Raw genomic sequence first — 15,210 nt, forward strand, 5'->3', positions numbered from 1 at the left:
TCAGCCTGCCGAGTGAACACCTGATGCCTGTCCCGTACCACGATGCGAGCACCTTTCTGGCAAGCCTCGACGAAGACTGGTGCCGTCATGTCGAGATGATCGGCCCTTGCCTGCTGCAACCCAAACCGGCCCGCGACCCGTATGAAGCACTCGTCCGGGCGATTGCCTATCAACAATTGCATGCTAAAGCCGGCGATGCGATTCTCGGTCGCTTTCTGCGGCTGTTTCCGGGAGCGATATTCCCCAGGCCTGAGCAGATCCTGGCGACTGACTTCCAACAGATGCGCGACTGCGGATTTTCCGCCAGCAAGATCGCGACCATACAGGGCATCGCTCAAGCGACGCTGGACGAGGTGGTGCCGGACTACCCCGCGGCGCTGGCCATGGATGATGAGGCCTTGATCGAACGCTTGATCACCCTGCGCGGCGTCGGACGCTGGACCGTGGAGATGCTGCTGATCTACAGCCTGGAGCGACCCGACATCCTGCCGGCGGATGACTTTGGAGTGCGTGAGGGGTATCGGCGGCTCAAGGGTTTGGACGTCCAACCGACGCGCAAACAGATGGTTGGGATTGGACAGGCGTGGAGCCCACATCGGACGGTGGCGGCGTGGTATTTGTGGCGGGTGCCCGGTCGCTAGAGCGCGTCATCGTTCATCGCGAGCAGGCTCGCTCCCACAGGGATTTCGGTGTTTGTGTTCACTGAAGATCAAATGTGGGAGCGAGCCTGCTCGCGATGGCTGCCGCATGGCCGGCCTGAATTCAGCTGTCAAAAAATGCCGACCGTCTAGGCTGTCCTGAGCCACTTCCCAATTGCCAACCGGAGGTTCTCATGCAGCTCGAAGGATCCTGCCATTGCGGCGCGGTGTCGTTCAGCCTCGACAGCGCCCACCCCTACCCTTATCAGCGCTGCTACTGCTCGATCTGTCGCAAGACCCAGGGTGGAGGCGGCTTTGCGATAAACCTGGGGGGCGATGCCCGGAGCTTGAAGGTACGCGGTCGCAAGCACATCTCGATCTATCATGCGCGGCTCAGGAATGACGGGGATAAACGCGCCCACCGCAGCAGCGCCGAACGGCATTTCTGTTCCCTTTGCGGTTCAGGCTTGTGGCTGTTCAGCCCCGAATGGCCTGAGCTGATCCACCCGTTCGCCTCTGCCATCGACACGCCGTTGCCGGTACCGCCTGAGCACACCCATCTGATGCTGGGCTCCAAGGCGCCGTGGGTGGAAGTCGAGGCGCACGCCGGCGATCAGCAGTTCGAGATCTATCCCCAGGAGTCCATTGCCCAATGGCATGAGCGCCTGGGTTTGAGCGATTAAGGATGTAGAGCTGCGTGAGGCCTCATCGCGAGCAGGCTCGCTCCCACAGGGATTTTCGGTGTACTCATTACTTGTGTTCACTGAAGATCAAATGTGGGAGCGAGCCTGCTCGCGATGGCGTCAGGGCAAACAGCCCTATACCGCAGGCACACCACTGTGGAAGCGAAACTCCATATCCGGCGATTCAATCAGCGCCTGCTCGGCGTCACGAACCTTGTCGATCACCTGGGCGATGTCCTTGGCGTCGCCATACTGGTAGGCCAGTTTCAGGTAGCCCTGGAAATGCCGCGCTTCGCTTTTGAGCAAGCCGAAATAGAACTTGCCCAATTCTTCGTCCAGGTGCGGCACCAGGGCCTCGAAACGCTCGCAACTGCGGGCCTCGATGAAAGCGCCGACCACCAAAGTGTCCACCAGTTTGACCGGTTCGTGGCTGCGGACCACTTTGCGCAGCCCCGAGGCGTAACGCCCGGCAGAGAGCTGGCGCAAGCCGACCTTGCGTTTTTTCATCAGGCGCATCACCTGTTCGTGATGCACCAGTTCTTCCCGGGCCAGACGTGACATCAGGTTGATCAGGTCAACGTGGGAGTGGTACTTGGCGATCAGGCTCAGGGCGGTGCTGGCGGCCTTGAATTCGCAGTTCTTGTGGTCGATCAGCAGCGTCTCCTGGTCGGCCAGCGCCGCCTGGACCCAGGCATCGGGAGTGCGGCAACCAAGGAATTCATGAATTTCGGGAAGGATCATGGGGCTCACGGAAAAAGAGAGTCGAGCGAAGGGCGCCGATTATACCGGCCTGCCTCCAGACCACCAGCCACCGCCGTTGATATGCATCAAGTCGACGACTGCCATACAACAACTATAGTTGAGCAACGCCATGCCTTTTTATTGCTGGAGACGCCGATCATGCAAGCCATTCGCAGCATTCTGGTGGTCATCGACCCCGAACATTCGGAAAGCCTCGCGCTCAAGCGCGCCAAGCTGATTGCCGGTGTCACCCAGGCCCACCTGCATCTGCTGGTGTGTGACAAGAAGCATGACCATGCCGGCATGCTCAGCGTGCTGAAGGCCGCGTTGCTGGCCGACGGCTACAGTGTCACCACCGAACAGGCCTGGAACGAAAGCCTCTACGAAACCATCATCGACGTACAGCAGGCCGAAGGTTGCGGCCTGGTGATCAAGCAACATTTTCCCGACAGCCCGCTGAAAAAAGCCCTGCTCACCCCGGCGGACTGGAAATTGCTGCGCCATTGCCCGACTCCAGTGCTGCTGGTGAAAACCGCCGGTTCCTGGAAAGACAAAGTGATCCTCGCCGCCGTCGACGTGGGCAATGCCGACGGCGAGCACCGCCACCTGCACTCCACCATCATCGATCACGGCTACGACATTGCCATCCTGGCCAAGGCGCACCTGCACGTGATCAGCGCCCATCCCACACCGATGCTGTCCTCCGCCGATCCGACGTTCCAGCTCAAGGAAACCATCGAGGCCAAATACCGCGAACAATGCCGGGCGTTCCAGGCTGAGTTCGACATCGACGACCAACACCTGCACATCGAAGAAGGTCCGGCGGACGTGCTGATTCCATACATGGCGCGCAAGCTGCAGGCGGCGGTGACAGTGATCGGTACCGTGGCCCGTTCCGGGTTGTCAGGGGTCTTGATCGGCAATACCGCCGAAGCGGTGCTCGACACGCTGGAAAGCGACGTGCTGGTGCTCAAACCGCAGGAGGTCGAGGATCATCTGGTGGAGCTGGCGGTCAAGGACTGACACCCCTCGCCACAAAAGCCATCTCCTTCAGCCGCCAATGGCATCCTTCAGGAACCCCGGCGCGATGTAGCGCTGGTAATGGGCTTCGGACAGCAGGAAGAATTCCCGATCAATGGCGTCGCGCAGGTCCGGCAGGTCCCAGTCGCGAAATTCGGGCATCAGCACCATACCGTAGGCTTCCAGGTTGTTGATCACCCGCGCGCCACGGGCGATCAATTGATAAGCCCAGCAATATTCCGACTGGTGCGGCACAAAACGAATCTTGCGTGTTTCCAGTTGCTGGCGCAGCAGCGCAGGATCAAAAACCTCCAGCTTGGCCACCATTACCTGGACCAGCAACTGCTCAAGCCGCATCCACACCGCGCGTTTTTCGTCCTCGTTATAGCCGTTCCAATGAATCACTTCATGGTGGAACCGCTTGCAGCCACGGCACACCAGGTCACCGTAGACAGTGGAGCAAAGGCCGACGCAGGGGGTCTTGATGAGCTGGTTGGGCATAAGGAAAAACACACGCAAAAGCAGGACAGGCCGGCATGTTAGCCCTTTGTCTAAGATTGATCACCCCTCAAACTTCAGGGGCCAACTTACGTTTATTTTTTTTTTGCCGTAGAATCAGCCAGCCTTTTAAGGCGCCAATGTCCGTTAGAAGCTGTTTTCAAAGCGTCACGAGCACAGTCGTTCCTTCAGAGCGGTGTTGGCCGAGGGTCTTTCCAGCGGGGAAAGCCCAACGCCAACCCTCATCAGCTCCCCGTTCTGCAGGCGTAAAACTTTGAAAGCAGCTTCTGTGAGGAACTCGCGGAAACTCTGGCGTGGTGGCTCAAAAAGCCTCCGACGCGCATGAGTACCGTGGGTTTCTGGATGAGCGTCCCGGACACCCATTTGGGACCACTGATGAGGGTAATAACTGTGCTTGAAGCCTACCGCAAACATATCGAAGAGCGTGCAGCACTGGGTATCGTTCCCCAGCCGCTTAACGCCGAACAAACCGCAGGCCTGATCGAGCTGCTGAAGAATCCTCCGGCTGGCGAAGAAGCTTTCCTCGTTGACCTGATCACCAATCGCGTTCCGCCTGGAGTCGACGAAGCCGCCTACGTGAAGGCCGGTTTCCTGTCCGCCCTGGCCAAAGGCGAAGCCCAATCCCCTCTGCTGGACAAGAAGCGCGCCGTTGAACTGCTCGGCACCATGCAGGGCGGCTACAACATCGTGACCCTGGTGGACCTGCTGGACGACGCCGAACTGGCGCCCGTAGCCGCCGAAGAACTCAAGCACACACTGCTGATGTTCGATGCCTTCCACGACGTGGCTGAAAAAGCCCGCAATGGCAACGTTCACGCCAAGGGCGTGCTGCAATCCTGGGCCGACGGCGAGTGGTTCAAGAACCGCCCCGTGCTGGCCGACAAGATCAGCCTTCGGGTGTTCAAGGTTACCGGCGAAACCAACACCGACGACCTCTCCCCGGCTCCTGACGCCTGGTCCCGCCCGGACATCCCACTGCACGCCCTGGCCATGCTGAAAATGGCCCGTGACGGTATCGTGCCGGATGAACAAGGCAAGACCGGCCCGATGAAGCAGATCGAAGAGATGCGCGGCCAGGGCTTCCCGATCGCCTACGTCGGTGACGTGGTCGGTACCGGTTCGTCGCGTAAATCAGCCACCAACTCGGTGCTGTGGTTCTTCGGTGACGACGTGCCTTACGTGCCGAACAAGCGCGCCGGTGGTTTCTGCTTCGGCAGCAAGATCGCCCCGATTTTCTACAACACCATGGAAGACGCCGGCGCCCTGCCGATCGAATTCGATGTGTCCAACATGCACATGGGCGACGTGATCGACCTGTACCCGCATGCTGGCAAAGTCTGCAAGCACGGCACTGATGAAGTCCTGGCCACCTTCGAAATGAAGACCCCGGTCCTGTTGGACGAAGTGCGTGCCGGCGGCCGTATCCCGCTGATCATCGGTCGCGGCCTGACCGAGAAGGCACGTGCCGAGCTGGGCCTGCCCGCTTCGGACCTGTTCAAGAAGCCGGAAGCCCCGGCCGAAAGCACCAAGGGTTTCACCCTGGCGCAGAAAATGGTCGGCAAGGCCTGCGGCGTGACCGGCGTTCGTCCGGGCACCTACTGCGAGCCGAAGATGACCACCGTCGGTTCCCAGGACACCACTGGCCCGATGACCCGCGACGAATTGAAAGACCTGGCGTGCCTGGGCTTCTCGACCGATCTGGTGATGCAGTCCTTCTGCCACACCGCGGCCTATCCAAAGCCGATCGACGTGACCACTCACCACACCCTGCCTGACTTCATCATGACCCGTGGCGGCGTGTCCCTGCGTCCGGGCGACGGCATCATCCATAGCTGGCTGAACCGCATGCTGCTGCCGGACACCGTCGGCACCGGTGGTGACTCCCACACCCGTTTCCCGATCGGTATCTCGTTCCCGGCCGGTTCTGGCCTGGTGGCGTTCGCCGCCGCCACTGGCGTCATGCCGCTGGACATGCCGGAATCGATCCTGGTTCGCTTCAAGGGCAAGCTGCAACCAGGCGTCACCCTGCGTGACCTGGTTCACGCCATCCCTTACTACGCGATCCAGAAAGGTCTGTTGACCGTCGAGAAGAAAGGCAAGAAGAACGCCTTCTCCGGCCGCATCCTGGAAATCGAAGGCCTGGAAACCCTGACCGTCGAGCAAGCGTTCGAACTGTCCGACGCCTCGGCCGAACGTTCGGCTGCCGGTTGCACCATCAAGCTGTCCAAGGAATCGATTGCCGAATACCTGCAATCGAACATCACCCTGCTGCGCTGGATGATCGGCGAAGGCTACGGCGATGCCCGCACCCTGGAGCGTCGTGCCCAGGCGATGGAAGCCTGGCTGGCCAACCCGGAACTGCTGGAAGCCGACAAGGACGCCGAATACGCCGAAGTCATCGAGATCGACCTGGCCGACGTCAAGGAGCCTGTGCTCTGCGCGCCGAACGACCCGGACGATGCCCGCCTGCTCTCCAGCGTCGCTGGGCAGAAGATCGACGAAGTGTTCATCGGTTCGTGCATGACCAACATCGGCCACTTCCGCGCTGCCGGTAAGTTGCTGGAACAGGTCAAGGGTCAGTTGCCAACCCGTCTGTGGCTCTCGCCGCCGACCAAGATGGACGCTCACCAGCTCACCGAAGAAGGCTACTACGGCATCTACGGCAAGGCCGGTGCACGGATGGAAATGCCAGGTTGCTCGCTGTGCATGGGTAACCAGGCACGCGTGGAACCGAACTCCACCGTGGTGTCGACTTCGACCCGTAACTTCCCGAACCGTCTGGGCGACGGCGCGAATGTCTACCTGGCTTCGGCCGAACTGGCATCCGTGGCGTCTATCCTGGGTCGCCTGCCGACCGTCGAGGAGTACATGGAATACGCCGGCAAGATCGACAGCATGGCAGCGGACGTGTACCGCTACCTGAGCTTCGACCAGATCGCCGAGTTCCGTGAAGCGGCTGCCAATGCCAACATCCCGGTCGTTCAAGCCTAAGGCTTCAACGCTCGACTAAAAACGCCGCCCTTCTTGCGAGGGGCGGCGTTTTTTTATGCCTGTTTTCGATGCAACCTGAACTGACGCCATCGCGAGCAGGCTCGCTCCCACAGGGGACTTTCGGTGGATGCGATGCCTATGAACACCTCGGACACACTGTGGGAGCGAGCTTGCTCGCGATGGCGACCGGATAGCCAGCATCCATGCCAACTGAACCACCGCTTTCGCGAGCAAGCCCGCTTCCACAAGGGGGCCTGTGTTATCAGGCCATTAGGGAGTAGACCAACGCAGTAATCGCCACCAACCCCACCAGCGCGACAAATACATTGGACGCCTGGCCGCGGTAACGGGCCATGGCTGGGACCTTTTGGATGGCGTACATCGGCATCAGGAACAGGATCGCCGCGATTACCGGGCCGCCCAGGGTTTCGATCATGCCCAGGATGCTCGGGTTAAGGGTGGCGACGATCCAGCACACCACCAACATGAACGCCGCGGTCAGACGGTCCAGGGTCTTTGCCGCCGGACGCCGACCGCTCTTGACGATCAGGCCCTTGAGGCCTTCGCTGGCGCCAATGTAATGCCCCAGGAAGGACTTGGAGATCGCCACGAACGCAATCAATGGCGCGGCAAAAGCGATGGTCGGATTGCTGAAGTGGTTGGCCAGGTACGACAGGATCGACAGATTCTGCGCCTTGGCCTCGGCCAGTTGCGACGGGGAAAGCGTCAAAACACAACTGAACACAAAGAACAGCACCATCACCACCATCAGCACATGGGCGCGCGAGAGGATCTGCGAGCTGCGCACTTCGGCGTTATCGCCATGGCGACGCTTCTGATCCACCGCAAACGCCGAGATGATCGGCGAGTGGTTGAACGAGAACACCATCACCGGAATCGCCAGCCACAAAGTGTGCAGCAGCGCCGAAGGCTCAGGCAGCGTGGACGCTGTGGTCAGGATGCCACCGTTCCAGTGCGGGATCAGAAACACCGCCAGGAACAGCAACGCTACGATAAACGGATAGACCATCAGGCTCATGGCCTTGACGATCGCCTGCTCCCCGCATCGCACCACTGCCAGCAAACCCAGGATCAACACCAGCGACAGCACCACCCGAGGTGGCGGCTGGATATGCAGTTGATGCTCCAGGAAGCTGCCCACCGTATTGGTCAGCGCCACGCTGTAGATCAGCAGAATCGGGAAAATTGCAAAGAAGTACAGCAACGTGATCAGTGCACCGGCCTTGATACCGAAATGCTCCTCCACCACGTCAGTGATGTCCGCGCCTTCACGGCCGGACAACACGAAACGGGTCAGCCCCCGGTGGGCGTAGAACGTCATGGGAAAGGCTAGCAACGCCAGGATCAACAACGGCCAGAAACCGCCGAGGCCGGCGTTGATGGGCAAAAACAAAGTACCTGCACCGATGGCGGTGCCAAACAGGCCCAACATCCAAGTAGTGTCATGCCGCCCCCACTGGCTGAGCGTAGCTGGGGCTGTCGTTTCAAAGCGTTCTTCGACGCTAGTGGCCTGATCATTCATCCGGTCGGCTCTCCGTATTCCGGTCACATGCACCCGACCAGGACGAGTCGGAAAACCCCGACAGGCAGCGCCCTGGCCGAAACAGGGGCGCGATTGTCCGGGATTAACGAGCAGAAGCAAAGACTTAGCTGAGGAGCGGTTGTAAGTAGCTCACTGCGAAAGCATTTGCTGGCGCTTTCATTTCATAGGTTTTCAGAATTTTTCTGACTTTTTCACGATCCTTGGAATGCCGATAAGAGCCCCGCCGACATCAGGTGGGGGTAATAACTTGAGCGGATGATTTCAAACACTTCGCGCACCTGATCCCCCGATTTATGGCCGCTCTGATGATTGATCAGCACGATACCTATAGCCCTTCTGCTGCCACCTCGTATCTACGGAACCGAACAAACCGTTCGCGCCACGGCTAAACAGGTTGGGAAAGAGGCTCCTTCCAGCTAGCGAGACCTGATTTACAAGGTGATCGATAGACCCCTTCTTGATGATGAGTCTTATCGCGGAGCACATGTCGCTTCGGCCTGGATCTGGATGTGTCTGCGCCGTGGCAGATAAACACGTTAGGAGCCCGCGCGCTGACGTCTCATAAGTTTTCCCGACGTCAGCCTCTAAACGCCCCGAAGGACGGTTATTGCTGTCGCGGTCGAGCTGGATGGCTAACCCTAAAGCTCAACATGACGCATTAAAAACTGGATGGAGGCGATGGGCCCAATGTCTGCGGCGGTTATACTGCCTTATACGAAAATTGAAGATTGAGAGTCGTTGTCGATGGATTTAATTTTACAAATTAAATCAGACTAGACGCCTATCAAGAGTGGTTATACGTTGCCGAGACCTGCGCAATGCGAGTTTCAAGGTTACGTGTACTCAACGATGGCTCTCTGACCGATCGCCAAGTCTTTGGCCCTGACAGCCACCGTGGTTGTATCGATGAAATAATTTTCGATCCTTTAGGAAATTTTTGGGGCATTCACATTATGCTCGATAGGATCTTCGCAATTACTCCTAATGGAGCACATAAAATAATTCTGGATTATGACAACGGAAGCGAGACAGGTAAAAAGCTGCTCGCGGTGTTTGATGAAGGCAGGGCTACTGCAGAGGTGACGCTCGCGTGTGGCGGAAAAAATCCTCCTTGATTCACGAGTATCACATTTGATGGAGTTAAACTTTCTACACCCATCACGCCACGACATTATTCGAATTGGTGAATTGTGAATTCGCGCTCTGGCTATATATCAATTCCCCAAGCCTCGATAGCATTTCGACGCGAGCTTACTGCAATTCGCTTTATGGTATTTCATACGGCCTTTTAAACACTCTGAATATCTCCGACATAAGGAGTAATCGATGTCAGACAATTCTCATGAGAACCTGCCCGCAGGCTACATGCCGGCTAAGGTCTGGAGTCCGAAGACCACCTACGGCGGCCAATTTGCCAGCATCAATCGCTCGGTATCAGGTTCCCGGTTCGTACAAAAGCTCCCGGTAGGTAAACACCCCCTACAGCTTTACTCGCAGGGAACGCCGAATGGTCAGAAGATCACGATCATGCTGGAGGAGCTACTGGCGGCAGGGTATTCGGGTGCTGAATATGATGCATGGCTGATAGATATTTTCGAAGGAGACCAGTTCGGCAGCGACTTCGTCAATATCAACCCCAACTCCAAGATTCCAGCGCTTGTGGACCATACAACGGAGCCCGTTACGCGGGTTTTCGAGAGCGGCTCGATCCTGGTCTACCTTGCGGAGCAGTTCGGCGCGTTCCTGCCCACTAACCCTAGAGCACGAGCCGAGACTTTCAACTGGCTGATGTGGCAAATGGGATCCGCTCCTTTCGTTGGCGGTGGCCTAGGCCATTTCTACGCCTATGCGCCAATCAAGATCGAGTACGCGATCGATCGTTATGCGATGGAAACCAAACGACAGCTGCATGTCCTAGACACTCACCTGGCATCAAATGAATTCCTTGCGGGGGACGAATATACGATCGCAGATATGGCTGTTTGGCCGTGGTACCCCGGCAGTCTTTACGGTATTTACGCCGCACACGAGTTTCTCGCTGTAGAGGAATACGAGCATCTGCTGCGCTGGTATCACGCGATTGCCGCACGACCCGCAGTTGCGCGCGGCAGAGTCGTTAACCGCATCTCAGGAGCTCCGGGCGAGTTCTTGCGAGAGCGTCATGATGCACGTGATTTTGAATCGTTGATAAAATAGAAGGAAGGTACTGTGAAACTTTATTTTGCGCCTGGCTCTTGCGGCCTTGCTTCACAAATCGCATTGCGCGAGTCCGAGCAGAAATTTGAACTTATCAAAGTCGACTTCGCCACCAAAACGACTATTGAAGGTAATTATTACAAGGTAACGCCAAAAGGCTACGTGCCGGCCTTGAAATTAAAGAACGGAGACGTCCTTACTGAAGGGGCGGTAATTTTGCAATGGATTGCAGATGGCAACCCTGAGCGTAAACTTTTACCTGAATTTGGTACCTGGGAGCGCTATAGGGCCCTGGAATGGTTAAACTTTGTAGCTTCTGATTTGCATAAAGGCATGGGCGTGATGTTTTCATCGTTTGTAGATGGAGCGTCAAAGATCCGTTTTGCGGAAGGCAACATGAGCGTTCATTTTGAATATATTGAAAAGCACCTATCTAACAACGACTATATTTTAGGCGACAAATTTTCAATCGCGGATGCTTACTTATACAACGTTTTGACTTGGGCACCACGAGTGAATATTGACCTATCCAAATACACCTCCATTCAGAAATTCATGGCCCGAATGGAGCAGCGGCCAAGCGTTCGCGATGCTTTAGCAGCCGAACAGCTTTGATTAAATAAGCGCCTCTGCAAAGCTCCATGGTTATTTGTAATGTGGAGTTTTGCAGGTCTTTATTCACGCATCGTCGGGTGATTGGAAAACAGATCCGCGATCCACTCCACAAACACGCGAACCTTGGCCGAAAGGTGACGGTTCTGCGGATATACGACATGAATAGGTAGCGGTTCATTGGTCCAGTCTTCCAGTATCGGAATTAATCGTCCGTCCTCGATAAAGGATGTCATCAAAAAATTGGCCATTTGCACAATACCCAGCCCTGACAGGCCCGCGCACGTGTAAGCATAACTGTCGCTGAGCGCAATGTGACTGGATAGCGCGACCTGAACGCTTTCACCTCCTCGCGTGAAATACCAATCAAAGGGTTTACCCCCACGGGAGGAGAAGTAATTCACACAGCGATGATGCACAAGATCGTCGGGGTGCGTTGGTCGCCCGTGTTGCTCCAGATAGGCGGGTGAGGCGCAAGTGACGTAATTCATGGTTCCAACCCGGCGCGCAATCAACCGAGAGTCAGCCAAGCGACGACCACCGCGTATCGCGCAATCCACGCCCTCTTCCACCAGGTCAACCGGACGATCGCTGCAACCCAGTTCCAATCGGATATCCGGATACAACGCGAAGAAATCAGGAAGAGCAGGAATGATCACGTCGCTGGCCAGGCCGGTAGGAGCGTCGACGCGCAGACGCCCTGATGGATTCAGGCGGTTTAGTATTAATGAGTCCTCGGCATCGCGAACGTCTGAAAGGATCTGTACGCACCTCTCATAGTAGGCAGCCCCATCGGAAGTTACACTGACGTGACGGGTGGTTCGGTTCAACAACTTCACCGATAGAGAAGTTTCCAACGACTGTATCAAGGTGGTGACGGTTGCCTTGGGAAGCTTCAGGTTTTCAGCCGCACGATTGAATCCGCCGGTATCCACCACCTGGACGAACACCTCCATTGCTTGGAATTTGTTCATTTTGTTCCTTGAGTGCACGAAGCCAATCGCTTTTTACAGTTTAAATTTCGAAACCATCATATTGAATGAGGCCGCAAGGTGGGACAGTTCTCGACTGGATCCTGCCGTCTGGTTCGCTCCGGCGGTGGTTTGTTCAGAAAGCTGTTGGATGTTGTGTAGATTTTTGTCGACTTCCCGAGCGACTTGCGCCTGTTGTTCGGAGGCGGAGGCAATCACCAGGTTACGTTCGTTGATCTGATAGACGTTTCGTGCGATTTGCTCTAGCGCGATACCTGCCTGACGCGCCTTGTTTTGGGTAGCCGTTGCCACCGCAAGACTCTTGCCCATCGCGGCCACGGCGCTGTCGGCATCGGTCTTCACCGCGCCAATCATGGTTTCAATCTCGACCGTTGATGCTTGCGTTCGATGAGCCAGCGCACGGACCTCATCGGCGACCACCGCAAATCCTCGGCCCTGTTCGCCAGCGCGCGCTGCTTCAATCGCAGCGTTCAACGCCAGTAAATTGGTCTGTTCGGAGATGCTGCGGATCACATCCAGGACCCCACTGATGTTGTGCACACGCGAAGCCAAATCAGTAACTGTCTCGGATGACCTCTGAATATCACTTAGTACGATATGAATGCCGTCGACTGTCCGCTCGACCTGGTTGCGCCCATCCTCCGCCTCGTCTGTGGCGTGTCGTGAGGCATCCGATGTGGACACCGCATTTGTGGCCACGTGTTCTATAGCATTGGTCATCTCCGTGACAGCAGTCGCGGCATGTTGAATCTCATCATTTTGCCGGATCAGGCTACGTGTACTCTCATCGGTAACGGCGCTCAGTTCTTCTGAGGATGTCGCCAGTTGATCCGCTGCGCTCGCTATTTCCAGCAGTGTATTCTTGAGACTGATCTGCATATCGCTCAACGCGGCCAGGAGTCGGCCTGCCTCATCAGAGCGCTCAGTGCAAATCGGGTGCGTGAGATCGCCACTGGCAATACGCTCGGCACTTGCCACGGCTTCGGCCAGTGGGCGGGTGATCATGCGCGTAATGATGACGCCAGTGCCCAAGGCAAATAAAAAGGCGGCAACGATACCGATGATCAACTGAGAGAATACAGTCTGACGCAGCTCCATGGCCCGCTTGGCGCCGTCCTGAATACCTTTGTCATTGTGAGCCACCATTTCTCGCAAATTCTGTCGCAGCTCTCTAAAAACATGGAGGTTCCCGATATCAAGCTGCTTCTGTGCAACCTCGATTTCACCATTATTGATATGCTCGAGAGCCTTGCGTGAGGTGGCGACATAGCTCGACCAGCGCTCGTCAATATTCTTGAAAACATCTTTATCTTTACCCTGAAGAAGATCGCGCGAAGCGCTCAACGTTCGTTCTGCAGTGTCAAGACTGTTTGTTATTTCGCTGTGCAGTCTTTGGATATCGGCCTCGGGAGCATTCAGCGCCTTGGCGTTTATCAAGCGATAGACCCCCCGATTGTGTGCCGTCACCCCGCTCAATATATTTCCCACGCTGGAGACCGCTATCAGATCCTCAGAATAGGTCTTCGACAACGCGTCTGCTAACCGTCCGACTCCCGCAATTCCAATTGATCCAACGAGCAGCGTGATACAGGCACATAAAAAAAAAGCACTCTGCAATTTCGTTGAGAATTTATACTTGGGAAACATTTTTATTTATTTTCCTGTCAGGCTGAAATTTTCTGCTTTCGTCTGTTGTGTCGTCGGGCATACAGCTCCTTTATCTATCGCATCCTGAGTGATGAGCTCTTGTACGATGATCATCGCGGGTGCCAGCACTTCAGCAATCAAATCTGCCTTATGGGTCGGTCGCACCACTCGCCCGCAAGGAATGAAGAGCGGATCATCAAATCTCGCCCGGAGTTTGCTCAGCACATTGCTGACTGCAGGTTGCGTCACTTTCAGCGATTTGGCCGCCCTGGATACTCCTCTCTCCTGATAAATCACCAAAAACGTCACTAACGAATTGAGGTCAAACTTGTGGAAGATCGTTTGATCAATTGGCATCAAGCTTCTCCGCCAGTATGCGGAAAGTAGCTGGCGAACCGAACACCCAGTGAACGCTGGCCAATCATCCAAATTAATGTGTTGAACTCTGAAGCGATAAAATGAGCATGCATCGTTTCCTTGTTTTCCCAGTAGCCACTCAGCAACCAAAGGTTAGGATACAATGCACTGTGAGCTAACCCGTAGGCCAAGCAGCCGGGCATTTTTTCAAATCTAGAGATGTAGTTGGCAACGCAGCATTTTAGATCGCTTACATTGCCCTCTGCAATTTCGATTTCAAGAGTGCTGACAGCGTTGATTAACATGGCAATACCCCTATTAAACTACTTTGACCTGCTTCTCCGGACAGAACTGTAACGTCGGCTATAACTATGAAAGGTTTTACACTTCAAAGATCCATCAAATCTTGAATTGCTTGACCTGTAACCGTAGTCGTTCGCCGAGGTCCGTAAGTTTTCGTGCTGTGTTCGCACCGACCAACGCATCATCTGCAACAGCATCCACTGCGTGGGCAATAGCGGTCATGCTGCGATTGATTTCCTCGGCAACCGATGTCTGCTCTTCTGAAGCGCTGGCAATTTGTGCGTTCATGTCGTTGATGGTTTCGATCAACAGCGCAATCGAGTCCAATGACTCTCCGGCCTGATTTGCCAGCTTCCCGGTGGTCTCGCCGGACTCGCTGGAGCGCGCCATGGCGACCACCGCTTCTTCGGCGCCGCGCTGCAATGAACTGATCATTTCGTTGATCTCTACGGTGCTTTGCTGGGTACGACTGGCAAGCGCTCGTACTTCATCTGCCACTACAGCAAATCCACGGCCAGCATCTCCTGCTCGCGCTGCCTCGATTGCAGCATTGAGTGCCAGCAGGTTTGTCTGTTCGGCAATTGATCGGATAACGTCCACAACGCTCGCGATCGAATGAACATCTGAACGGAGGTTGTCGAGCGAAGCATTCGTTTGGTTAACATCCGAAATCAATGCATGGATGCTGGTGATGCTCTTGTTCACGACAGACTTGGCTTCGCTGCTCACATCGGAGCCTTCGCGAGCAGCCTGCGAAGCACTTTGCGCACTGGCAGAAACCTGTTGAGCTGCCGCGGACATTTCGTGAATGGCGGTGGCAACCTGATCGGTCTCAAGTCGCTGCCCTGCCATCGCTTTTTCGGAACGAGAAGCCTGAATAGATACATTGTCGACCAACAGTGCCAATTGAGTTGTCATCTCATAAATCTGTCGGACCAGCCCATGAA

15 protein-coding genes and 1 pseudogene are annotated in these 15,210 nt (G+C 56.0%); 7 read left to right on the top strand and 9 right to left on the bottom strand.

Features of this window, described 5'->3' with window-relative positions:
- Window positions 1-23 precede the first annotated feature (23 nt).
- Both PSH91_RS14400 and PSH91_RS14405 read left to right on the top strand, forming a co-directional pair.
- Window positions 24-641: a DNA-3-methyladenine glycosylase gene (locus tag PSH91_RS14400; protein ID WP_107322351.1), complete on the top strand. Its 618-nt coding sequence runs from the start codon at window positions 24-26 to the stop codon at window positions 639-641.
- A gap of 191 nt (window positions 642-832) precedes the next feature.
- Window positions 833-1,321, top strand: a complete 489-nt coding sequence (locus PSH91_RS14405; RefSeq protein WP_160892248.1) for a GFA family protein — start codon at window positions 833-835, stop codon at window positions 1,319-1,321.
- Window positions 1,322-1,456: 135 nt separating this feature from the next.
- Here PSH91_RS14405 and PSH91_RS14410 read toward each other — a convergent pair whose 3' ends face one another.
- On the bottom strand, window positions 1,457-2,062 hold the full coding sequence (locus PSH91_RS14410; protein WP_305465986.1) for a tRNA-(ms[2]io[6]A)-hydroxylase: 606 nt from the start codon (window positions 2,060-2,062) through the stop codon (window positions 1,457-1,459).
- A gap of 159 nt (window positions 2,063-2,221) precedes the next feature.
- On the opposite strand from PSH91_RS14410, the gene PSH91_RS14415 reads away from it, so the two are divergent.
- Window positions 2,222-3,085, top strand: coding sequence for a universal stress protein (locus PSH91_RS14415; RefSeq protein ID WP_047225748.1), 864 nt, complete (start codon window positions 2,222-2,224; stop codon window positions 3,083-3,085).
- Window positions 3,086-3,112: 27 nt separating this feature from the next.
- On the opposite strand, the gene PSH91_RS14420 is transcribed toward PSH91_RS14415, so the two are convergent.
- Window positions 3,113-3,583 carry a DUF1289 domain-containing protein gene (locus tag PSH91_RS14420; RefSeq protein ID WP_047225747.1) on the bottom strand — a complete coding sequence of 157 codons (471 nt, stop codon included), beginning with the start codon at window positions 3,581-3,583 and terminating at the stop codon, window positions 3,113-3,115.
- Between the two features lie 408 nt (window positions 3,584-3,991).
- On the opposite strand from PSH91_RS14420, the gene acnB reads away from it, so the two are divergent.
- Entirely contained in the window at window positions 3,992-6,592 is a 2,601-nt protein-coding gene (gene acnB / locus PSH91_RS14425) for a bifunctional aconitate hydratase 2/2-methylisocitrate dehydratase (protein WP_047225746.1), read from the top strand.
- A gap of 262 nt (window positions 6,593-6,854) precedes the next feature.
- Here acnB and PSH91_RS14430 read toward each other — a convergent pair whose 3' ends face one another.
- Window positions 6,855-8,135 (bottom strand): serine/threonine transporter, encoded by a 1,281-nt coding sequence (locus PSH91_RS14430; RefSeq protein WP_139049956.1) that lies wholly within the window; start codon window positions 8,133-8,135, stop codon window positions 6,855-6,857.
- An 839-nt stretch (window positions 8,136-8,974) separates the two neighbouring features.
- Here PSH91_RS14430 and PSH91_RS14435 point away from each other — a divergent pair.
- The 3 genes from PSH91_RS14435 (at window position 8,975) to gstA (ending at window position 10,967) form a co-directional block, all read left to right on the top strand.
- Window positions 8,975-9,271 carry a hypothetical protein gene (locus PSH91_RS14435; RefSeq protein WP_305465988.1) on the top strand — a complete coding sequence of 99 codons (297 nt, stop codon included), beginning with the start codon at window positions 8,975-8,977 and terminating at the stop codon, window positions 9,269-9,271.
- Between the two features lie 211 nt (window positions 9,272-9,482).
- The gene (gene yghU / locus PSH91_RS14440) at window positions 9,483-10,352 is read left to right on the top strand and encodes a glutathione-dependent disulfide-bond oxidoreductase (RefSeq protein ID WP_305465989.1); all 870 of its coding nucleotides are present in this window, start codon (window positions 9,483-9,485) and stop codon (window positions 10,350-10,352) included.
- Between the two features lie 12 nt (window positions 10,353-10,364).
- Complete coding sequence (gene gstA, locus PSH91_RS14445; RefSeq protein ID WP_139049954.1) at window positions 10,365-10,967, top strand: glutathione transferase GstA; 603 nt, start codon at window positions 10,365-10,367, stop codon at window positions 10,965-10,967.
- A 59-nt stretch (window positions 10,968-11,026) separates the two neighbouring features.
- Here gstA and PSH91_RS14450 read toward each other — a convergent pair whose 3' ends face one another.
- The 6 genes and pseudogenes from PSH91_RS14450 to PSH91_RS26740 form a co-directional block, all read right to left on the bottom strand.
- A complete protein-coding gene (locus PSH91_RS14450) occupies window positions 11,027-11,938 on the bottom strand; it encodes a LysR family transcriptional regulator (RefSeq protein WP_139049953.1) in 912 nt (303 codons plus the stop codon).
- A gap of 33 nt (window positions 11,939-11,971) precedes the next feature.
- The gene (locus PSH91_RS26730) at window positions 11,972-12,835 is read right to left on the bottom strand and encodes a methyl-accepting chemotaxis protein (RefSeq protein WP_370695196.1); all 864 of its coding nucleotides are present in this window, start codon (window positions 12,833-12,835) and stop codon (window positions 11,972-11,974) included.
- Between the two features lie 42 nt (window positions 12,836-12,877).
- Window positions 12,878-13,603, bottom strand: a pseudogene (locus PSH91_RS26735) (MCP four helix bundle domain-containing protein); the annotation flags it as partial.
- 6 nt (window positions 13,604-13,609) lie between these two features.
- A complete protein-coding gene (locus PSH91_RS14460) occupies window positions 13,610-13,960 on the bottom strand; it encodes a LysR family transcriptional regulator (protein ID WP_139049952.1) in 351 nt (116 codons plus the stop codon).
- Window positions 13,960-14,265 carry an antibiotic biosynthesis monooxygenase gene (locus PSH91_RS14465; RefSeq protein WP_139049951.1) on the bottom strand — a complete coding sequence of 102 codons (306 nt, stop codon included), beginning with the start codon at window positions 14,263-14,265 and terminating at the stop codon, window positions 13,960-13,962. Before PSH91_RS14465 ends, PSH91_RS14460 begins: the two co-directional genes overlap by 1 nt.
- Before the next feature lie 94 nt (window positions 14,266-14,359).
- Window positions 14,360-15,181, bottom strand: coding sequence for a methyl-accepting chemotaxis protein (locus PSH91_RS26740; protein WP_370695197.1), 822 nt, complete (start codon window positions 15,179-15,181; stop codon window positions 14,360-14,362).
- Window positions 15,182-15,210: the final 29 nt, after the last annotated feature.

The sequence above is a fragment of the Pseudomonas sp. FP1154 genome (assembly GCF_030687245.1).
GTDB lineage: Bacteria > Pseudomonadota > Gammaproteobacteria > Pseudomonadales > Pseudomonadaceae > Aquipseudomonas > Aquipseudomonas rhizophila.